General features: G+C 65.6%; 24 protein-coding genes and 1 pseudogene. 7 read left to right on the top strand and 18 right to left on the bottom strand.

Annotated elements, in window-relative coordinates; translation table 11 throughout:
* The first annotated feature begins 3 nt into the window (after positions 1-3).
* Complete coding sequence (locus A5636_RS14585) at positions 4-759, top strand: acyl-[acyl-carrier-protein] thioesterase (RefSeq protein WP_065159354.1); 756 nt, start codon at positions 4-6, stop codon at positions 757-759.
* Here the strand turns inward: A5636_RS14585 and A5636_RS14580 are convergent.
* A complete protein-coding gene (locus A5636_RS14580) occupies positions 756-1,730 on the bottom strand; it encodes an aldo/keto reductase (RefSeq protein ID WP_065159353.1) in 975 nt (324 codons plus the stop codon). The two genes, A5636_RS14585 and A5636_RS14580, sit on opposite strands and share 4 nt — an antisense overlap.
* Positions 1,731-1,935: 205 nt before the next feature.
* The gene (locus tag A5636_RS25600; protein ID WP_081287801.1) at positions 1,936-2,094 is read right to left on the bottom strand and encodes a DUF3349 domain-containing protein; all 159 of its coding nucleotides are present in this window, start codon (positions 2,092-2,094) and stop codon (positions 1,936-1,938) included.
* Positions 2,095-2,774: 680 nt separating this feature from the next.
* On the opposite strand from A5636_RS25600, the gene mbp1 reads away from it, so the two are divergent.
* Positions 2,775-3,008 (top strand): microaggregate-binding protein 1, encoded by a 234-nt coding sequence (gene mbp1 / locus A5636_RS14570; RefSeq protein ID WP_065159363.1) that lies wholly within the window; start codon positions 2,775-2,777, stop codon positions 3,006-3,008.
* Positions 3,009-3,095: 87 nt separating this feature from the next.
* Here the strand turns inward: mbp1 and A5636_RS14565 are convergent, their stop codons facing one another.
* From A5636_RS14565 to A5636_RS14540, 6 genes are read right to left on the bottom strand one after another with little or no spacing between them, the layout of a single operon-like run.
* Positions 3,096-3,785, bottom strand: a complete 690-nt coding sequence (locus tag A5636_RS14565) for an HAD family hydrolase (RefSeq protein WP_065159351.1) — start codon at positions 3,783-3,785, stop codon at positions 3,096-3,098.
* A 4-nt stretch (positions 3,786-3,789) separates the two neighbouring features.
* Positions 3,790-4,170, bottom strand: coding sequence for a hypothetical protein (locus A5636_RS14560; RefSeq protein ID WP_253900594.1), 381 nt, complete (start codon positions 4,168-4,170; stop codon positions 3,790-3,792).
* 9 nt (positions 4,171-4,179) lie between these two features.
* A complete protein-coding gene (locus tag A5636_RS14555) occupies positions 4,180-4,872 on the bottom strand; it encodes a UdgX family uracil-DNA binding protein (RefSeq protein ID WP_065159350.1) in 693 nt (230 codons plus the stop codon).
* The gene (locus A5636_RS14550) at positions 4,856-5,269 is read right to left on the bottom strand and encodes a ChaB family protein (RefSeq protein ID WP_065159349.1); all 414 of its coding nucleotides are present in this window, start codon (positions 5,267-5,269) and stop codon (positions 4,856-4,858) included. Before A5636_RS14550 ends, A5636_RS14555 begins: the two co-directional genes overlap by 17 nt.
* Before the next feature lie 9 nt (positions 5,270-5,278).
* Complete coding sequence (locus tag A5636_RS14545; protein ID WP_065159348.1) at positions 5,279-5,827, bottom strand: DUF1360 domain-containing protein; 549 nt, start codon at positions 5,825-5,827, stop codon at positions 5,279-5,281.
* Complete coding sequence (locus tag A5636_RS14540; protein WP_065159347.1) at positions 5,820-6,458, bottom strand: flavodoxin family protein; 639 nt, start codon at positions 6,456-6,458, stop codon at positions 5,820-5,822. The genes A5636_RS14545 and A5636_RS14540 overlap by 8 nt, the downstream gene beginning before the upstream one ends.
* Before the next feature lie 50 nt (positions 6,459-6,508).
* On the opposite strand from A5636_RS14540, the pseudogene A5636_RS14535 reads away from it, so the two are divergent.
* Positions 6,509-7,968, top strand: a pseudogene (locus tag A5636_RS14535) (aminotransferase class I/II-fold pyridoxal phosphate-dependent enzyme).
* Here the strand turns inward: A5636_RS14535 and A5636_RS14530 are convergent.
* Positions 7,969-8,319, bottom strand: coding sequence for a MerR family transcriptional regulator (locus A5636_RS14530; RefSeq protein ID WP_065159346.1), 351 nt, complete (start codon positions 8,317-8,319; stop codon positions 7,969-7,971).
* Positions 8,320-8,459: 140 nt separating this feature from the next.
* Between A5636_RS14530 and A5636_RS14525 the strand changes: the two genes are divergently transcribed.
* Complete coding sequence (locus tag A5636_RS14525) at positions 8,460-8,921, top strand: Hsp20/alpha crystallin family protein (protein ID WP_065159361.1); 462 nt, start codon at positions 8,460-8,462, stop codon at positions 8,919-8,921.
* 70 nt (positions 8,922-8,991) lie between these two features.
* Positions 8,992-9,732: a PAS and ANTAR domain-containing protein gene (locus A5636_RS14520; RefSeq protein ID WP_065159345.1), complete on the top strand. Its 741-nt coding sequence runs from the start codon at positions 8,992-8,994 to the stop codon at positions 9,730-9,732.
* 22 nt (positions 9,733-9,754) lie between these two features.
* Here the strand turns inward: A5636_RS14520 and A5636_RS14515 are convergent, their stop codons facing one another.
* The 6 genes from A5636_RS14515 to A5636_RS14490 all read right to left on the bottom strand — a co-directional run bounded on the left by A5636_RS14515 (position 9,755) and on the right by A5636_RS14490 (position 14,338).
* Entirely contained in the window at positions 9,755-9,943 is a 189-nt protein-coding gene (locus A5636_RS14515) for a hypothetical protein (protein ID WP_065159344.1), read from the bottom strand.
* A gap of 29 nt (positions 9,944-9,972) precedes the next feature.
* Positions 9,973-10,875, bottom strand: a complete 903-nt coding sequence (locus A5636_RS14510) for a universal stress protein (protein ID WP_065159343.1) — start codon at positions 10,873-10,875, stop codon at positions 9,973-9,975.
* A 75-nt stretch (positions 10,876-10,950) separates the two neighbouring features.
* Positions 10,951-11,832: a universal stress protein gene (locus A5636_RS14505; protein ID WP_065159342.1), complete on the bottom strand. Its 882-nt coding sequence runs from the start codon at positions 11,830-11,832 to the stop codon at positions 10,951-10,953.
* 203 nt (positions 11,833-12,035) lie between these two features.
* On the bottom strand, positions 12,036-12,872 hold the full coding sequence (locus tag A5636_RS14500; RefSeq protein ID WP_065159360.1) for a DUF3097 domain-containing protein: 837 nt from the start codon (positions 12,870-12,872) through the stop codon (positions 12,036-12,038).
* A 108-nt stretch (positions 12,873-12,980) separates the two neighbouring features.
* Complete coding sequence (locus tag A5636_RS14495) at positions 12,981-13,778, bottom strand: nuclear transport factor 2 family protein (protein ID WP_065159341.1); 798 nt, start codon at positions 13,776-13,778, stop codon at positions 12,981-12,983.
* Entirely contained in the window at positions 13,775-14,338 is a 564-nt protein-coding gene (locus A5636_RS14490) for an isochorismatase family protein (RefSeq protein WP_065159359.1), read from the bottom strand. The genes A5636_RS14495 and A5636_RS14490 overlap by 4 nt, the downstream gene beginning before the upstream one ends.
* 106 nt (positions 14,339-14,444) lie before the next feature.
* On the opposite strand from A5636_RS14490, the gene A5636_RS14485 reads away from it, so the two are divergent.
* Positions 14,445-15,446: a DoxX family protein gene (locus A5636_RS14485; RefSeq protein WP_065159340.1), complete on the top strand. Its 1,002-nt coding sequence runs from the start codon at positions 14,445-14,447 to the stop codon at positions 15,444-15,446.
* Here A5636_RS14485 and A5636_RS14480 read toward each other — a convergent pair.
* From A5636_RS14480 to A5636_RS14470, 3 genes are read right to left on the bottom strand one after another with little or no spacing between them, the layout of a single operon-like run.
* Positions 15,415-15,909, bottom strand: a complete 495-nt coding sequence (locus A5636_RS14480) for a gluconokinase (protein WP_065159339.1) — start codon at positions 15,907-15,909, stop codon at positions 15,415-15,417. The genes A5636_RS14485 and A5636_RS14480 overlap by 32 nt on opposite strands.
* A 26-nt stretch (positions 15,910-15,935) precedes the next feature.
* Positions 15,936-17,957 (bottom strand): DUF7064 domain-containing protein, encoded by a 2,022-nt coding sequence (locus A5636_RS14475; protein WP_065159338.1) that lies wholly within the window; start codon positions 17,955-17,957, stop codon positions 15,936-15,938.
* Positions 17,958-17,975: 18 nt separating this feature from the next.
* On the bottom strand, positions 17,976-19,493 hold the full coding sequence (locus tag A5636_RS14470; protein WP_065159337.1) for a carboxylesterase/lipase family protein: 1,518 nt from the start codon (positions 19,491-19,493) through the stop codon (positions 17,976-17,978).
* Positions 19,494-19,571: 78 nt separating this feature from the next.
* Between A5636_RS14470 and A5636_RS14465 the strand changes: the two genes are divergently transcribed.
* Positions 19,572-20,014, top strand: a 443-nt coding sequence (locus A5636_RS14465; protein ID WP_065159336.1) for a hypothetical protein, incomplete at its 3' end; no start/stop codon positions are given.

The raw sequence follows: 20,014 nt of genomic DNA, 5'->3' as shown, positions 1-20,014 counted from the left end.
TCCGTGTCCCCCGATCTCGACGTGGCAGTGCCCCTTGTCCCCGTGCCGGAACAGGGTTACGTCTACCAAACCGGTTGGCGGCTAGCCACATCCGATATTGACCAGCACCGCAGGCTGCGCCTGGACGGCGTCGCACGCTATATCCAGGAGGTCGGTGCCGAACATCTGGCCGACGCCGACCTGGCGGAGGTACATCCGCACTGGATCGTGCTGCGCACGGTGATCGACGTCATCGAGCCCATCGAGATACCCAGCGACATCACCTTCCGCCGTTGGTGTGGCGGGCTATCCAGCCGGTGGTGCAACATGCGGGTGCAACTCCTCGGCGAGCGGGGCGGGCGCATCGAGACCGAGGGTTTTTGGATCTGCATGAACAAGGACACTTTGACGCCGTCGCGGCTTACCGACTACTGCATCGAACGCTTCGGCAGCACCACCGACGACCACCGGCTCAAGTGGCGACCCTGGGTCACCGAGGCACTCGAAGATCCCGTGGCTACACCCTTTCCGTTGCGCCGCACCGACATCGACCTGTTCGAGCATGTCAACAACACCATCTACTGGCATGGAGTTCACGAAATACTGGGCCAAGTGCCCGAATTGGAGAACAACCCCTACCGCGCGGTGCTGGAATATCGCAGTCCGATCAAGTACGGCGAACCGTTGACCATCCGTTGGGCGAGCCGCGGCGACTCGGTGCTCATGCATTTCATGGTCGGCGACGACGTACGGGCGGCCGCCCTGGTCCGCAGTATCTAGTCCCGGTCGATCCAATGCTGGTGCGCGGCGCTGTGGTGCTCGCCCACGGCGGGCAGCAGGTCGTCTAACCGGGACAGCTGCTCGGCCGACAATTGCAACTCGTCCGCCGCCGCGTTTTCCTCAATGCGCGCAACGCGCTTGGTGCCCGGAATCGGCACGATGTCCGACCCTTTCGCGAGCAACCACGCGAGCGCGACCTGCGCCGGGGTGGCACCGACATCGCTACTGATCGCCGCCAACTGGTCGGCGCTGCGCAGGTTGTGCTGAAAGTGCTCGTCGGCGAATCGCGGGTTGGTCTTGCGGTAGTCGGTGTCGGGCAGCTCCTGGGTGGAACGTATTGCGCCGGTGAGGAATCCGCGGCCCAGCGGAGAGTAGGCGACCAACCCGATGCCGAGTTCTCGCAGCACCGGTAGCACTGACGGTTCGGGGTCGCGAGTCCACAGCGAGTATTCGGACTGCACGGCGGTGATCGGGTGTACGGCGTGCGCGCGGCGGATGGTCTGTGTTCCCACCTCGGAGAGGCCGATGTGCCGCACCTTGCCGGCCGCGACCAGATCGGACAACGCCCCGATCGTGTCTTCGATCGGTGTGCTGCGGTCGAGTCGGTGCTGGTAGTACAGGTCGATGTGGTCGGTGGCGAGCCGTTGCAGTGAGCCGTCGATGGCGATGCGGATGTTGTCCGGGCTGCTGTCCAGGCCATCGCGACCGGTGTGGGAGATCATCCCGAATTTGGTGGCGAGGACGACCTCGTCCCGTCGGCCGCGCAAAGCACGGGCCAGCAACTCCTCGTTGCGGTAGGGGCCGTATACCTCCGCGGTGTCGATGAGGGTGCAGCCGAGGTCGATCGCACGGTGCACGGCCCGGATCGACTCGGCGTCGTCACTGCCTGCGCCGGCGTATGCCACGGACATCCCCATGGCGCCCAGCCCGATCCGACCGACGTGCAGGTTACCGAGTTGCGCAATCTTCATGACCGCAGAAGCTCCTGCTGGCTGTGCCTCACCGGTACCGGGAGGGCAACGTTTTCGAGTTCCTCGGCGAGATCCGTCTGGAAGAACGCGACGATGCCGTTGTGAATCACTGTGCCGCCGCGAGCCGATCCGAGAAAATGTTCTCGTCGTCGCTGGTGGTGATCGGTGGCATGGAGTTGAATCATGCCACGGGTGGGCCGCGGCGTCAGTGCACTGCGCCGCGAATATCGGCGCCCAGTGTTGTGTTGGGAAGGCTCTGCGGCAGCACCGCCAGCACCGCAAAGGTGTCGGTAGTGGGAACACCCTTGGGATAGCCGGCCCGGGCGAAGCTCAGGATCTTCCCGATCGCGTCGGTCACTGACATATCGCCTCCTTCGCTACCGCGTCTAGCGCGAATTCCCGTTATTCAAGCGGTCAAACCCTGCCGGGTTGCCACCTGAGTATCAGCCTATCCCTGCGACGGGATCAACCGCATGTTCGCTGGACGGGCAGTAATGCAGTATTCAGGTGCGGCCGTGAGATATGGCCGCCTCGAAGCCGTCGGCCGTGGCTACCGGACCACACGACTCGTCACGATACGCCACGAAATATGCTGTGCGATAAGCAAATTGCGGTCGCGAAAAAGATGCGTGCGGCGGTCGGGTTACGCTCGCCCACGCTCGGTCCCACGGTTGTGTGTTGCGATCGGCACTGGGCGATGCTGGCTATCGCCCTGACACACGAACTGACCTGGCAGGCAACGATATTCGCGTGGCAACTATGCCGGATTCGCCGCGAGTCGGGTGCCCGCTGGCCATCCGCTCACGCGATGCCGAACTGATTCGAATCGACGTGCGCTGAACCCTGCACGCAAGTCAACGCTTCTGTCACGCCGCAGCCGCAACCGCAGCCGCAGCTGGCGTGACCGTGCCCACAGGTAGGTTTGATCCCCATACGCTTCGGAAACCCTGGTGTCGCGGGGGTGCTGGAAATGCCCCTGTTGGCTGAGCGCACACGATCAAGCGCGAGGTCGCCATGTAAGTGATTAGCACGCAGGAGGAATTCATGGCGGACAAGAGTGGCCCCCAAGAGGGCATCGAAGGCGTCGTCGAGGGCGTCAAGGGCAAGGCGAAGGAAGTCATCGGCGCCGTAACTGGCCGCGATGACGTCAAGCGCGAGGGTCAGGCCCAGCAGGACAAGGCCGACGCTCAGCGCGACGCGGCCAAGAAGGAAGCGGAAGCCGAATCGGCTCGCGGTGGCGCCGAAGCCGCCGAGCAGCGTCAGAAGGCAAACCAGTAGGTCTCGTTGAAATGGGCCCGGTCCGTTACGGACTGGGCCCATTTCGGTTTTGGTCACCCTAGTCGCGTTGCGCGGCAACCGGCCAATCTAGTCCGCGTCGCGCGGCAATCGGCCAATCGCTGATTCGCCCAGGTGCCGCAGCAAGTCGTCAGCGTTCTCGAAAACTTCTACCGCGCCGGCGTCCCGGAGTTCGTCGCGGGAGACGCCACCGCTGAGCACCCCGATGCACGGTACGTCGGCTCGAACGCAGGCCTCAGCATCCCAGATCGCGTCGCCGATGAAGACCGCGCGTTCGGCAGAAACTCCTGCGCGTTCCAGGGCAACCTCGATGATGTCAGGCTTGGGTTTGGCAGTGTCCACGTCATCTGAAGACGTGACCGCTGCGACCAATTGGTCGCTGTCGAGAGTCTCGCGCAGCATCTTCAGCTCGTCTTCCGGCGCTGAGGTCGCAAAGACGACTTTGAGGCCGAGGTCGGCCACCTTCTGCAGCAACTCCCGCGCGCCCGGCAACGGCTGCAGCATGGTGGCCGTTTCTTTGTAGTACTGCGAATGCAGGTCTTTCAGCCGGGTTTGTTGGTCATCGGGCGCGTCGTCGGACAGCGTCTTGACCAAGGTTGATCCGTCCATCCCGATGGATCGGTGGATGCGCCACGCTTCTACCCCGATGCCCACCTCAGCGAAGGCACGCTGCCACGCGTCGATGTGCAGATAGTTGGAGTCGACCAGGGTGCCGTCGATGTCGAAGAGCACGGCGGCATCGACATTGTTGCTGGACAACGGTTTAGAAGAGAATCGCGACGGCGGCGAAATCGGCCAGCAGCAATCCCAGGCCGATCAACGGGACGATGAAGCCGCGGCGCCGAAACGCGGTGAACAGCGACACGACGATGGTCAAAAACGCGACCACCGGGGCGCCGTACAACAGCACGCCGTACACGACGCCGTCCGGGCCCAGCTCCGGACACTGGGAACCGCTACAGGCGGCGAAGCTCATGGCCGCGCCGAGGGCGAAGATGACAATCGCGACGGCGGCAGGGATGGTCAGCAGGGCCAGAGCCCAGTTCACGATCGCTCTGCGGCCACGACCGTGATCATGGGTGTCTGGTGGCTGAGCGGTCCGTTCGGGCACCGCCCTGGTGGCTTCTTGGCTGTGCAGGCTCATCGATTTTGACTACCCATGTCGGTCTGACCGAAACATGGCCGGAAGTGCACTGGCTGCGCTGCGCAGGTCCGCGACGAACGACTCGTAGTTCTCCTGGCGGTGGTCACTTTGGTCGCGCAGCAGCGACGAGGGATGGACCGTCGCCATGACCACCGGCTCCGCTTCGACCCCGACGTCAAGGGTCGCCGGCAACCGCAGCCGCTCGCCCCGGTGCGCTGTGACACGAAACGTGCTCCCCAGCAATGACTGCGCGGCGGTCGCACCGAGGCAAACGATGAGTTGCGGCTGCAGCGCCTGAATTTCGGCGATCAGCCAGGGCCGGCACGCAACTACTTCGGTGCGGCCGGGCTTTTGATGGATGCGCCGCTTACCCTGCCTTTTGAACTTGAAGTGTTTGACGGCGTTGGTTTGATACGTCAGGGCCGGATCGACACCGGCATCTGCGAGCGCGCGCATCAGCAGACGGCCGGCGGGACCGACGAAGGGTTGGCCCTCCTGGTCCTCCCGATCGCCGGGCTGTTCCCCCACCAACATCACTGGCGCCTCGGCCTTGCCATGGCCGAACACGGTTTGGGTGGCGTCCTGGTAAAGGGTGCAACCCTGGCAGCCGCTGGCCGCATGCTCCAGCGAGTTCAGCCCTCGATCCTCCGGCAGGTAGCGCTCTGCACCCGGAACATCCTTGGGCTCAGCGCTTTTGGGCACGACGATTCTGTTTCTTGATGGCTTCGACGAGCTCGGGTTTCGTCATCGTGGATCGGCCGCGCACGTCGAGCCGCCGTGCGACGTCGAGCAGATGCTTTTTGCTGGCGTTGGCGTCGACGCCTTCTTCCGACGGCACCGGGTTGTTCAGGCCGCCACGTTCGGCGCGCTCGTCGGACGGGCCCTTCTCCTCTTTGGCTTCCCAGTGGTCGCCGACCTTTTCGTAGCTGTGCTTGACGGCGGCGTAGGCGACCCGGTGGGCGCGCTCTTCGCTGCCGTACTGCTCGGCCGCCGCATCATGGGCCTTGGCGAACGTCCGTTGCGCTTTGGCACTGGACTTCCGCAACGTGCTGGGCAACTCATCTTTTTTTGCCGCACCGCTTTTCGTCGTCTTCGGCATGACACCACCTCAACGTTCGGAGGCCTGCTGCGCCATGGCATAGGCCAACTGCAAAAAGTCCGCACCGGTCAACACCGTGAAGGTGCCGGCGACCAGCCGGGTGAATCGCGGCGCAAAGACCAGGCCGATGACAAACCCGGTGGCCACCCACATGTCCAGACAAAACGGGCACGTCAGCAATTCACCTAGGCTGTGCCGCACTGCGCTGTCGGTCCGAGGTTCTTCTTGGACCTCGGCTGGGCCGCCGGACCCTTTGAACTGGGTGAACGGTGCCCGCAGCGGGCTGGTCACCGAATCTTTGCTCAAGGTCCGGGACAGTTTGTGGGTGCCGAGGGTCAGCGTGATCAAATCTTGCCAATTCCACCGCGGCGGCAGTTTGCGACCGGTGACCGCCGCCAGCACCGCAGTCACCGCGACCAGCACGGTGTATACGCTCAGCACCACCACATATCCGGCCAGCGGCCGCTCGTTCTCGCCTCGATAAATGTCGGCTTCCTGCCGCGCACGATCGGCCACGTCGGCCCTCACCTCTGCTAGTTCGCTTGCTAGTTCACTCATTGTTTGACTCGTACGGCGGGTACTTCAGCGTCTTCAGCGCCCTGGCCAGATGGGCCGCATTGCGTGCGGCGGCGGCGGTGGCAGCAGCGATCGGTTCAGGTACCTGATCCAGGTCGCTGTAATCGGTGGACTGCATGGCCTCGCCGTTCCAGTACGTACAGCCCTGCGCCGGGATGCTGAAGCCGATGTCGTTGAGTCCTTGGAATACGTCGGCAACCACTTTGTGGGCACCGTCCTCGTTGCCGACCACGCTGACGATTCCCACCTTGCCGACCATCGCGGGGACGCCGTCCTCGTCGGTGTTGGACAACTCGGCATCCAGCCGTTCCAGGACGCGCTGGGTGACGCTGCACGGGTGCCCCAGCCAGATGGGCGTGCTGATCAGCAGGATGTCGGCATCAAGCACCTTGCGGCGAATTTCCGGCCATTCGTCGCCGGAGCCCATGTCGTCTTCGACGCCGGGCGCGATGTTGTAGTCGACGCAGCGGACGTGCTCGCACTCCACCCCGTGTTTGCCCAGCTCGGAGGCAACATGCTGGGCCATGAGCGCGCTACTGGATTCCGCGGGGCTGCCTTTGAGGCTGCAGACCAAGGCGATCGCGCGCAGCGGCAATTCAGGCTGATCGACCATGCCGGGGTCATACCCGGCATATAGCTTCGTAAACGGGGTAGCCCGATTGCATGGACCAGTCCCAGGCACCATTACTGGACGCTGTGGCGGACTACCACCGCAGTGACCGATACGGCTTTACCCCGCCCGGTCACCGGCAGGGCGCCGGCACCGACCCTCGAGTCTTGGAGGTGCTGGGCAAAGAACCGTTTCGCAACGACGTCCTGGCCAGCGGTGGGCTTGACGACCGCATGTCGCGGGGCAAGTTCCTCGCCCGCGCCGAGGACTTGATGGCCGATGCCGTTGGCGCCGACTCCGCTTTCTTCTCCACCTGCGGCAGCTCGCTGTCGGTCAAAGCGGCAATGCTCGCGGTGGCGGGCGGGCACGAAGGCGGGCTGCTCGTCACCCGGGACAGCCACAAGTCGATCGTCGCCGGACTGATCTTCTCCGGCGTGCAACCCCGGTGGATCACGCCGCAGTGGGACAGCGAGCGGCATTTCTCCCATCCGCCCTCGCCTGAACAAGTAGAACAAGCGTGGCAGCGTCATCCGGATGCGGCCGGAGCACTCATCGTCAGCCCCAGCCCCTACGGCACGTGCGCCGACATCGGAGCGATCGCCGACATCTGCCACAAGCGCAACAACCGCTGATTGTCGACGAAGCATGGGGTGCGCATCTGCCCTTCCACGAAGACCTGCCGACCTGGGCGATGAACGCCGGCGCAGACGTCTGCGTGGTAAGCGTGCACAAGATGGGCGCCGGTTTCGAGCAGGGGTCGGTGTTTCACCTGCAAGGCGACCTGGTCGACGCGACGCGATTGTCGGCCTGCGCCGACTTGTTGATGACGACGAGTCCGAACGTGATGGTCTATGCCGCGCTCGACGGGTGGCGGCGGCAGATGGTGCAGCACGGCCACGAATTGCTCACTGCCGAACTCGATCTCGCGACGCAGTTGCGACAACGGTTGGCGCAGATACCTGACGTCCAGGTCCTGCGGGAGGAGCTGCTAGGCGACGAAGCGTCCCACGACCTGGACATCACTCAGGTGTTGATGGACGTCTCCAGTACTGGGACCTCGGGCTATCAAGCGTCGGACTGGCTGCGACAGAACTGCCGCCTCGACGTCGGCATGAGCGATCACCGCCGGATCCTGGCCACGATGTCCTTCGCCGACAACGAGCACACCGCGGACCGTCTGGTGAACGCGGTGACACAGTGGCGCGAGGCCGCCGACGGCTTCGACCGGCCGCCACAGATACAGCTACCGTCGCCGGACGAGTTGCAACTGGAAACCGTTGCGCTGCCGCGGGATGCATTCTTCGGAGCCACGGAGATGGTGCCGGCAGCCAAGGCCGTGGGCCGCGTCGCAGCTGAGCAGATCACCCCTTATCCACCAGGAATTCCGGCCGTTGTACCTGGCGAACGCCTCAACGATGCGGTGATCGACTACTTGCGGTCTGGTGTGGACGCGGGCATGAATCTGCCGGACCCCGCCGACCCCACGATGCACCAGTTTCGCGTCGTGGCCTGATCATCCTGCGTTTCCGTTCTTGGCGGCGTTGCGCAGGGATCGGTTAGTGGAGCGCAGATCGCTGTTGGCAGCGGACAATTCGGCGTTGTCGTCCTCCAGACTGAGAATGCGCGCGACGCCCGCCAGGTTCACGCCGGCGTCGACCAAAGCACTGATGCGCTGCAATCGCGCCAGATCGTCGGCGCTGTAGCGGCGGGTTCCGCCGTCACTGCGCGCCGGCGTCAGTAGTCCATGCCGTTCGTAGAGGCGCAGCGTCTGCACCGCGACGCCGGAAAGTTCGGCCGCGACCGAAATGCCGTAGACGCCGTGATCCGGCGGCGGAGCGCCGGTGATGTCAGAACCGTTGGTCAATGCCGCACCCCTTCGAACCCTTACAGAAAATCTGTTTATCACAGCTTGCGATGTTCTGTCGATAGTGCTATAAGAAATCTATGTCGCAAGACACAGATAAATCCACCCAAGACAGCACATGGAAGGAAGAGGTGACGGCCATGCTGATGCGTACCGACCCGTTCCGTGACCTGGACCGTTTCGCCCAGCAGGTGCTGGGAACAGCTGCCCGGCCTGCAGTGATGCCAATGGATGCGTGGCGCGAGGGTGAGCGTTTCGTGGTCGAGTTCGATCTGCCCGGCATCGACCCGGACTCACTGGACATCGATATCGAGCGCAACGTGGTGACCGTGCGTGCCGAACGGCCCTCAGTCGACCCGAACCGCGAAATGCTGGCCACTGAAAGGCCGCGCGGGGTGTTCAGCCGGCAGCTGGTACTGGGCGAAAACCTCGACACCGAGCGCATCGAGGCGTCCTACCAGGAAGGCGTGTTGAGCCTGCAGATACCGGTGGCCGAGAAAGCCAAGCCGCGCAAGATTTCCGTCGGCCGTGGCAATTCGGCCGGCTCAGGCCAGCGGGCGATCAACGAAAACGAGAACCGACGGGAGGTGATCAACGCCTGATCGACGACAAGAGAGGCGGTGGCCGCGGGCATGCCGCGGCCGCTGTCCTCACCAGCGAAGGAGGTTGGCTATGGCTTGGGAATTGAACGGTCAGTCCTCCGCGGTGGAACAAGCCCTGGCCGGCGGGGAGCCGCAGGGAGTGGGCTGGTTCCGCTTCTACTTCGCCGACCAACGGTGGGAATGGTCCGAGCAAGTGCAGCGCATGCATGGTTACGAGCCCGGAACAGTCACTCCCACAACCGAATTGGTGCTCTCACACAAGCACCCGGAGGACCGCGGCCAAGTGGCCGCCACCCTGGATGACATCTTGCAGACCCGCAGGGCATTCAGCACCCGTCATCGCATCATCGACACCAAGGGCGAGGTGCACCACGTCGTGGTGATCGGCGACAGGCTCTGCGACGAGCAGGGCGCCGTCATCGGCACGCAGGGTTTCTACGTCGACGTTTCCCCGGTATCTGAAGCGGCACACCAGGAACGCGTCACCGAGCAGTTGGTCGAAATCGCGGCCAATCGAGCCGGGATCGAGCAAGCCAAGGGCATGTTGATGCTGGTCTACGGCATCGACGCAGACGCCGCATTCAACCTCTTGAAGTGGCTGTCACAAGAGGCGAACGTCAAGCTACGGCCACTGGCCGAGCAGATTACCGAAGACTTCCGCGGGGTGCGCAACGCAATCACCGCTCAATCGGAATTCGACCAGGTCCTACTCACCGCACAGCATCGCGTCGGGCGTACCCAATCCAAGACCACCCAATCCAAGACCACCCAATCCAAGACCACCCAGTCCAAGACCTCACCGGAGAACTGACTTTCCTCAGCTCGACTCAGGATCAGTTCGACGTGCCCTCGGTGTCGTCGAAGAACGACCATTCCCCGTCGTGCTTGACCTCCATGCGCCAACCCAACTCGGAATTGTCGGCAGCAGAGTCGACGAACCAGGCATGGGCGTCGTCGGCGTTCTCGATCTCCTTGGTGGCGACCACGGTGCCTTTGGGGTCAATAACTCTGTACTCAGCCATACCCCCCAGGTTTCCCACGACGCTGGTTTTCAATCGTGGGTCGCCCTGGCGACGATCACCGGCATGCGGACCGAATGCACCACGGCATTGCTCACCGAACCCAGCAGCATGCCGGAAAGGGCTCCGCGACCGTGGCTGCCGACGACGACCAGTTGGGCCGAGTCTGATCGCGTGATCAGCTGGCGCGCGGGGCGATCGCAGACGACCACTCGTCGCACAGTGACATCGGGATAGCGTTCCTGCCAGCCTGCGAGACGCTCCGCGAGACTGAACTCTGCTTCGGTCTTGACGTTGTCCCAGTCCAACCCGGGGAGTTCGACCAGCTCGAGGTCGCTCCACGCGTGCACCGCGATCAACTCCACCCGGCGCCGCGACGCCTGGTCGAAGGCAACCGCCGTCGCCGCCTCCGAAGCCGGGGAACCGTCGATGCCCAACAGCACCGGAGCGCGCAATGGCTCCGGCATCAGCGGGTCCTCGTCGTGGATGATTGCGACGGGGCAATTCGCATGCCGCACCACGCTGGAACTCACCGACCCCAGCAACAACCGCGCCACCGCACCCCGGCCGGCCGATCCGACCACCAAAAGCTCTGCATTATTGGACATTTCGACGAAAGTCGACACCGGAGTGGCATATATCAGCTCGCTGTGGATGGTGAGCTGGCGGTCGGTCAACACCGCATTCTCGGCGATCTTGACCGCCTCGCTGAGAATCCGGTGGCCCTGGTCCTCCTGCCACAACGCCCAGGTGTCGGGGTACGGCATCGGCGGCCACGTCGCCACATCGGTGTTCACCACATGAACCACGGTCAGCGGGATGTTTCGCAGTTCGGCGTCGCGGGCCGCCCAGACGACCGCGGCGTTGGAGGCTGGTGAGCCGTCAGCGCCGACTAGAACACCGTGGTTTTTGGCGTGTGCTGCGGTGTGCGTCATGCATCCCACGCTACGAGGAACAGGCGTCGGTCGCACCCGTCGAAAGCCCTCACCGGAAAGGACCAAAGACCTCTCTCACGACCGGACCACGGCCACCGGGATTTTCGCCGAGTGGACGACCGCAGAACTGACCGACCCCAGCAGCATGGCGTCGAATCCCCCGCGCCCGCGACTGCCCACGACCACCAACTGTGCCCGCTCGGCGGCTTCCAGCAGCCATTTCGCCGGCGTATCGCACACCAGCGATCGCTGCACGTGAACGTCGGGATACCGCTCCTGGTAACCGGCCAGGCGTTCGGCGAGCACTTCGTACGCCTCACTTTCCCCATCGCGCCAATCCATCCCGAGAACCGGAAAGACCCCGACGTCGCTCCAGGCGTGCAACGCGATCAGGTCGACGCCGCGGCGTGCGGCTTCGTCAAAGGCGAAAGCCGTCGCAGCCTCCGACACCGGCGAACCGTCGATACCCACCAGTACCGGCGCGGCGGAATCCGGCAGTACGCCGTCGTCCGAATGGACAACGGCCACCGCACAATTCGCGTGCTGAACCAGAGCCGAGCTCACTGAGCCCAGCAGCATCCGTCCCAGCGCGCCCAACCCCTGGCTCCCTACCACCACCATCTGCGCGTCGGCGGATGCCTCGACGAGCGTGGCCACTGCGTTGGCGTAAACGATCTCGGCGTGCACCTGCGTGGCGCCGGAGTCTCCGAGGGCCTCAGCCGCCGTCTGCCTGGCCTGCGCTATGACCTGTTCTGCGTTGTCTTTCTGCCAGTCAGGCATCTCCTGGTAGAGCGGCCCCACCGGCCAGCCCACCACCACCGGGGTGACCGCGTGCAGCAGGTTCAGCGGGACATTACGCAGGGCGGCAGCGCGGGCCGCCCAAGTGACCGCCGTGTTGGATTCCGCGGACCCGTCGATGCCGACCAGGATCCCGTATTTCGTCGCTTCACCTGCCATGCGCCGATCCTACGAGACCTGTGCGCTGGTGCGTCAGGGCCATTGGACCCTGATTCCCGGCCACCGCCCGCGCAGGCCCGCCCGCCTTCGACCAAAATGCGTTGTGCCCCAAGCAGAATCAGTACTCTTGGCCGTGACTCGTCGGCTGCGGCCGGATCCGTTCGGTCCGGACTGAACTTGCGTGTTTGCGTTGGGCCCGAGCCTTATTCGGCGGGCAGCGTCACAAAATCGATCAGCTCTTCCACCCGCCCGATCAGCGCGGGTTCCAGGTCATTCCAATCGCGAACCGTGGACCGTATCCGCTGCCATGCACGCCCGATATCGGCCTGGTTGCGGTGCGGCCAGCCCAGCGCCTGGCACACCCCGTGTTTCCACTCGAGGTGTCGCGGCACCTTCGGCCACGTCTTGAGGCCGACCCGCTGCGGTTTGACCGCCTGCCAGATATCTACAAACGGGTGACCGACGATCAAGGTGTCGGCGCCGCCGGGCCCGCGTCGTACCGCATCGGCAATGCGCGACTCTTTCGATCCGGCCACCAGGTGATCGACCAGTACGCCCAAGCGGCACGCCGGTCCCGGACGAAATTCCTCGACGATCTCGACTAGATCATCGACGCCGCCGAGGTGCTCCACCACGACTCCCTCAATCTTGAGGTCCTCCCCCCAGACCTGCGCGATGAGTTCCGCGTCGTGACGTCCCTCGACGTAGATGCGACTGGCGCGCGCGACCCGGGCACGCGCACCCGGCACCGCGACTGAGCCCGACGCTGTCCGGGTGGCGGCAGCGGGCGCCGAGCGGCGCAGTGGGGTGAGAATGACCGGTTGACCGTCCAGCAGATATCCCGGACCCAGCGGGAACCCGCGGGTCTTGCCGCGCCTGTCTTCGAGATACACGCGTCCGTACTCGACGCGGACCACAGCGCCCACGTAGCCGCTCTGCGCGTCCTCGACGACCATCCCGAGTTCGACCGGGTGTTCCACCGACCGGGGCTTACGTCGGCTTGCCTCGGCCAGGACATCGGTTCCATAGCGATCCATCACCGGGCAATCGTTCTTGGCGAGCGTGGATTTCACGACAAGACACGCCGCGAAGGCGTCGGTGATTTCACTCTCGCGCGGGACTCACAGCGCGGTCGGCACGCCCAGTGGTCAGGCTGGGAAGTAACGGATTTCATTGATCCGATCGCCGCGCCGGGTGACTTCGGCGAACAGGATGCCGCGCCCGTTATCGGAGGTGACCGATGCGACGACGTTGAATCCCGCGGCGATTACCTTGGGGGCACTGGCGCCGCGCAACTGCTCGCTGAGTTCGGCGATGTCCAGCGGCTCGTCGTCGCCCAATGTCATTGGGCTGGTTGCGGACAACGCGCCCAGCGCGGCCGATTTGTCACCGCGGGCAACGGCCCCGAGGAAGTTCTCGACCAACTGTTTGTGACGGGTTCCCGCACGGCGAAAGCCGGTCATGAAACCGGCAGTGCCCCGCGGCCCCTGGTTTCCCAGCAATCCGCGGGCCAGGTGCAGCCCGGGTGTCAGCGCGCGCGGCCCGGTCTTGAGGAATTGCAGCATCATTGCCGGCAACTCCCAGTAGGCCCGTAGGTGCGCCACCTTCCACTCACCGTCGACCTCGCGCAGGTCGTAGCGGAGGAACGCGGGGATGTGCATCGTTACGTCCGAACCCATGCCCACCTCGAGTTCGAGGTCGCGCAGCACGGCCTGGCCGGCGACGATATCCAGGTCGCGATGAAACGTGATGTCCCGCGGGCCGATGAAAGTGTCATAGAAGCGGTAGATCTGCTCGGGTCCGACATGCGGACTCGACCCCACCGGATCCTCCACCCGCGCCTCGTCGGAGAACACCGCTACCCACGCCGCGCGGTCGTGCACCGAAACCGCCTGGGGTGAGCGCTCCACCGCAGCCAGTAATTCGTCCCGATTCGATGTCGTCATGAGCTAGTTCCGATCAGTGTGATGTGGGCGTCTTTCATCGTCGTGATCGCGTCGGCGGTCGAGGCTTCGGCCACCCCTGCTGTCAGATCCAGCAGGACCCTGGTGGCCAGGCCGGCCCGGGCGGCATCCCGGGCGGTGTGGCGAACGCAGTGATCGGTGGCGATGCCGACGACGTCGACCTCGTCGATGCCGCGCTGGCGCAGCCAATCCCGCAACGTCGTCCCGTCCTGGTCGACGCCGTCGAATCCGCTGTAACCCGCGTTGTAGGCACCTTTGTGGAAGACGGCCTCGATGGGGGCGGTGTCGAGATCGCGATCGAACTGCGCGCCACGACTTCCCGCCCGGCAGTGCGGCGGCCACGAGGACGAATAGTCCGGGTCGTCGGAGAAATGGTCACCGGGATCGATGTGGAAATCCATGGTCGCCACGACGTGACGGTAGCCGGGCGCCCCGGCCAGGTAGTCGTTGATGGAACGGGCCACAGCACGGCCACCGGAAACCGGCAGCGCACCGCCTTCGCAGAAATCTGTCTGCACGTCGACGATGATCAACGCCCGCACGTCGTCCACCCTATCGCCGCGGGGGTCAGCCCGGTGGTGCTCGCCGGCAACAATTGCCGGACGCATAGCGGGTTTGTGCCCTGGCCGGCCGGGGAACACAGCGCCCATGTTGATCCGAAGAATCGCGCGACCCATGTTGTCAGCAGTGTTCATCGGCCAGGGAGTGGACGCACTGCTCAACCCGAAACCCGCAGCTCAAGCCGCACAGCCCACGGTGAGTGGCCTGCAGTCGCTGCCGGAATCGGTGAGCGGCAGTATCCCGGCGGATGCCGAAACCTTCGCTCAAATCAACGCGGCCGTCCAGATCGGCGGCGGGGTGTTGCTGGCCGCTGGGCGGCTGCCCCGGGTGGCCTCGGCGGCCCTGGCGTTGACGGTGGTCCCGGGAAACCTTGGCGCACATATGTTTTGGACCGAGACTGACCCCGAACGCAAGGCCGAGAAGCGGCGCGCGTTCCTGGCCGATGTGAGCCTGCTGGGCGGGTTGATGATTGCTGCGGCCGACACGGCCGGCAAGCCGTCGCTGGGGTGGCGCGGCAAGCGCGCAGCCGGGCGGCTCTCCGAGCGCGTCTCGGGTGCGTTGCCAGGTTCTAGCGACACGCTGCTGGATTCCGAGCTGGGCGAGAAGATCGTGCACGGCCTGCAGGCCGGAGCCGAACGCAGCCGCGAATTGGCCAACACCGCCGCGGAGAAGAGCGCGCCGTACGCCGAGGCTGCCCTGGAACGCGGCCGGGAACTGGCCAGCACGGCCGCGGAGAAGAGCGCGCCGTACGCCGAGGCTGCCCTGGAACGCGGCCGGGAACTGGCCAGCACGGCAGCGGAGAAGAGCGCGCCGTACGCCAAGAAGGCCCGCAAGCGCAGCAAGAAGTTGGCCGACACCGCCCAGGCTCGCAGCCTGGAGCTGGCCGAGACCGCGCGCTACCGCGGCAGCGAGTTCGCCGACCGGGCAGCCGCCCGAAGCAGCGAGTTGGCCGACCTCGCGGCGGCACGCGGCAGCGAGTTGGCCGACCGCGCGGCGGCACGGGGCAGCGAGCTGGCCTACACCGCCCGCGACCGGTTCGACGACCAGCTCGACGACCTCAAGGGCCGTCGCAAGCGCTGGGGGCGTTAGCCAGGAAGAAGTCGACGACGGCCGCGGTATCGCGGCCTTCGTCGCTCAGGTCGACCACGACCCCCTGTTCGTCGGCATCCAGCGGTTCCAGGGTGTCGAACTGGGACCGCACCAGCGAGGCCGGCATGAAATGACCTCTGCGCGCGGCCATCCGGCGTTCGATGAGTTCCGGCGGGCCGTGCAGGTGCAGGAATTGAGTGCTGCCACAGTGCTCGCGTAACTGGTCGCGGTAGGCCCGTTTGAGTGCCGAGCAGCTCATCACGCCGCCGTCGCGGTGGTCGACCAGCCACCTGCCGACTTGGTCCAGCCACGGTCCGCGGTCGTTATCGGTGAGGGGTTCGCCGGCGGCCATTTTGTCGACGTTGGCCTGCGGATGCAGGTGGTCGGCATCCTCGAACGGGACGCGCAAGCGGCGCGCCAGCGCCGCCCCGACGGTGGACTTGCCCGAGCCAGAGACACCCATCACCACGACGGGCGGCCTGGCCGGGCTCACTGCGGTTGTCCGGCCTGGCTGCGGTTCCACTCCATCCAGCCGACACCCCTGCGGCCGTCGGCGGTGGTGACATTGACCCAGGCACGCGGGAACAGGCTCACCCGGCCGTCGACTCCGGTCAATCGCACCGGGGCGTGCGCAACGATGTCGACGTGCGCGTCGATGCCCGCCGGTTCCAGCTCCAGCGTCTGGCTGACGGGTAATCCGTTGGCGCCGAACGCCTCTCGATTGTCCACCGTGCTCAGCTCGGCGACGTTGCCGTCGGCGTCTTGCGTGTAGCCGATGCTGATCGGCGGGGTGTTGGGAATCTCTATTCGCACACCGTGCAGGTGGGTGCCATCGTCGAGGTGCAGCGCGCTCCACACCCAGTCCATGCTCCACCAGTCACGGACCCCCCAGGAGTGGTCGCGCTGCCCGGGGACCGAATCCAACTGGTAGCGGGCATGTTTGACGGTGACGGTCCCCGAGACGGTGCACGGAATCTCGTAGCGCGTGGTCAACCGGTATTGGTAGGGGCCGCCGTTCGTGGTCCACTGCAGGTTCATCGCGATCTCGACCGGCTCCCCCGGTTCCCCGCGCAGCAACGCCGAAGGATCCGCATAGGACTGGCCTTGGGCGCGCAGGTCGACACGGTAGGTGTGTAGCGGCTCGCCCACGGAGTGCCCGAGGTCGATGCCGTCGGCGGTGATTTGCCACGGGTCGTCGGGCAGCGGTACTTGGTAGTCGACTGCGATGGTTGGCAGGTCGGGTCCGCACAACAGTGCGTGGATCCAGGCCATCTGCTGGTTGGGGATCAGCCCCAGGCGGAACCATCCGCCCAAACCTTCTGCGGCGTCAGTGAAATCGGCATACCAGCTCTCACTCCACAGCGGCTCGTCGCTGGCCGGGTGGGACAGTTCGTCCGCGGGCTCCGGCCGCAGCGGCTCGGGTGCCGACGCGGCCGGCAGCAGCGCCACCGCATCGGTGTCCAGGATGTGTTCGCAGTGCCGTTCCAGCATCGTCATGAACAGTCGGTCACCGCGCTCGGTGCGCTCGACGAGCATCGACGACACGATCGCCATCATCACGCCGAAAAAGCCTTGCCGGCGAACACCTTCGCGGACCCCGGACGGGCTGAGCGGAGCGTCGGGCCCCAGCGCCTGGTGATAAGCCTGCAGCAACGCGTCATAGTGCTCACGCCGAACCTCCACGGGCAGAGCACAGCCCAGGAAATACGCCAGATCGGTCAGCGCCGGACCCCAAGAAACGGTCTGCCAATCGACCACGGTGAGCGGCCTGCTGTCGTTCGAAGTCCCGAAAAGCAGGTTGTCCAAACGGAAGTCACCGTGCACCAGGCCGCGGATACTGTCCTGGGCGGCTTCCTGGGCCAGATAACCGTCGAAGGAACTCACCAGTCGCTGGCATACAGCGCGATGCGCGGGTGCGATCCGATCGCCGTAGCGCTCCATGAATCCCGCGTAGAGAGGCGTGATCATCGCCTGGCTGAGCGGTGACTCCCGGTTCAGCCACAGCGCGTCGGCGAGCGCGGCGTCGCCCAGCAACGGGCCGTGCAACCGCCCCAGTTCGGTTACCGCGAGACGGGCCTGTTCGATTGTGGCACCGGTGATTTCGTCACCCACTAGGGCTTGGCCGGCGTCGCCGAGCAACAGGTCGAACACACCGGTGGAGACGTCAACGGCGGCGTGGTAGCAAGGCGCGATCGCGCCACCCAGCCGAGGCGCAATGTCGTGGTAGAAGCGGACTTCCCGCTCGTACAGGCCCAGCGCCAGCCCGGTCTGCCGGCTCACCGGATCGGTCGCGGCGACCTTCAACACCACCGACGCCGGCCGCGAGACAGCCCCGTCGTCGGCGTAGGTGAGCCCGATCCGATAGCACTCACTCATCTGGCCGGTGCCAATGCGTTCGACGGTGAAGTCGGCGACGGTCCCGGCCCGCACGGTGGCGGTCAGCCATTCGGCAGTGAGGTCGCTGGGGCGTTCGATCGCGCGGTCTGTGTCTTCTCCGGTGTCGGAAGCCATGAGCCCCAGCGTGCCAGGTCAACGCGCGAGGGAGAAACCGTCCCAGGCCAACCTGCGGTGCTGATGCGGGTCGTACTCGACGCGCGTCTTGCGGTCGATCACCAGCACGGCGCGGTCGGCGTGGGTGTAGACCGGCCAGTCGTCACCGGGCACCCCGGTCCGGCTGAACGACCGCCAGCGTCGTTGCACCTGGTTGCTGACCCGCAGCGCGGTGCGCCGGTCGGCCGCCGCGGTGAGCAGCGCCCCGAACCGGGTGCGGTAGATGTCGAACACGGCGAACAATTCAGTCGCGTGTGTGGCGCCGAATCCTGACCACTGCAGTGTCCGTGGCGCGTAGTCGTAGCGGTAGAGATACGTGGGCGCATGCGTGCCGTGGGCCTCGGCGATCTGCCATGCCGCGGAGCTGAATGCGAAGTCGCCACCCAACTGGATGCATGCCGAGGGATGCGGATAGTTCGGGTACGCCGCTGTGATGCGTTCGCGGACTTCCGGTTCCAGTTCGCCCAGCAGCGCTTCCACCATCGCCTTGTTGGTCGGCAGCATGCCCAGGAAGCGGGTGAACAACCGGCCCTCTTCGGCGTTCGTCCCGACGATCAGCGGTACCGGGTGCGCCTGGCCGGAGCGCATCGCCTCGACCGGGTCGACCGGCACCACGTCGTCCCCGAAAACCGGCCCGATCGGGAAGGCGCCCAGGCGCTGTTGCATGCCCTGGTCGATCAGCCGGTGCTGGGTATCGACCAGTTGAGCCGCCGGGACCCGCATGATCGTGTCGGCCGCATCCTGCCGGCGCGCGCCGAGCAGGTTTGCAAAACGCGCCGCGAACTCGGCGGCCACCTCCTGTGAACGGGTCATCCCCGCCGCCGGGCTCTCCGAGATTGCGCGGTGGAACAGCCCCTCGGCGGCCGGCACCGCGAGCAGCGTCGCGGTGATGTGGGCGCCCGCGCTCTCCCCGAAGATGGTGACGTTGTCGGGGTCGCCCCCGAAGCTGGCGATGTTGTCCTTCACCCAGTGCAACGCCAGGACCAGATCGCGCAGGTACAAGTTGCTGTCTATCGGCGTCTGCGGTGTCGACAATGACGACAGGTCCAGGCAGCCCAGCGCACCCAACCGGTAGTTCACCGACACGTACACGCAACCGCGCCGGGCCAGTGCGGCACCGTCGTAGATCGGGGTGGCCGAACTGCCGAGGATGTAACCCCCGCCGTGGATGAAGACCATCACCGGCAGCGGTTCGGCGGACCCGTCCTTGGGCGTGACGACGTTGAGGGTCAGGCAGTCCTCGCTCATCGGCTGGAATCTGCCTCCGAAGCCGGAAACGCCGAGCAAGGTGTAGCGACGCTGCTGGGGTGCACAATTACCGAATCCGTGGCAGTGCCGTACCCCGGCCCAGGGCCGGGCGGGCTGCGGCGCACGGTAGCGCAGCGGCCCCACCGGCGGCCTGGCGTAGGGGATCGAGCGCCAGCGGTTCACGCCGTCGCGGGTGAAACCTTCGACAATGCCGGCGCTGGTGCGGGCGCGGATGATGCGCTCATGCATGAATCGACGGTAGCGGACGCGTATGCGCATCGCCGTGCGCAGCGCCCGAATCCGCTGTAGGGCGGCTAACCTGTCGTGATGCGGATTGCCGCCCTGGTTGCCATCTCGGTGCTGGTCGCCGGCTGCTCACACACCGTCGGCGGCGGCGCGGAACAGACCCGTACCACCTCCGGTGCCACCACCCAATCTGCGGCGGGCGGGGCGCCGCCGGCCGGCGCCGTACCGGTTGCCGGGGCGCCGATTGCCGCGGTCATCGCCTGGATCGAAGCCGGCCGTCCCGCCGATGCGTCCCGCTATCGTCTGGGCGCGGATACGGCGTTCAGCGTTCCCGGCAGCAAGACACGGTGTACGACGGATGCCGCGCACCCGCCCAGTGGGTTGTCCTGCCTGGTGGAGCTGACCAATCCCCCGCCTCGGCCGGAAACGGCGTATGGCGAGTGGAAGCCGGGGTGGGTGGATTTCGACGGCAGCAACTTGCGGGTCGGTGCGGCGCGGGCCGATCCGGGGCCGTTTTTGGCGGG

Source organism: Mycobacterium asiaticum (assembly GCF_001673315.1).
Lineage (GTDB): Bacteria > Actinomycetota > Actinomycetes > Mycobacteriales > Mycobacteriaceae > Mycobacterium > Mycobacterium asiaticum_B.
The sequence above is the reverse complement of the archived record's forward strand: the minus strand, read 5'-3'. Positions and strand labels throughout refer to the sequence as shown.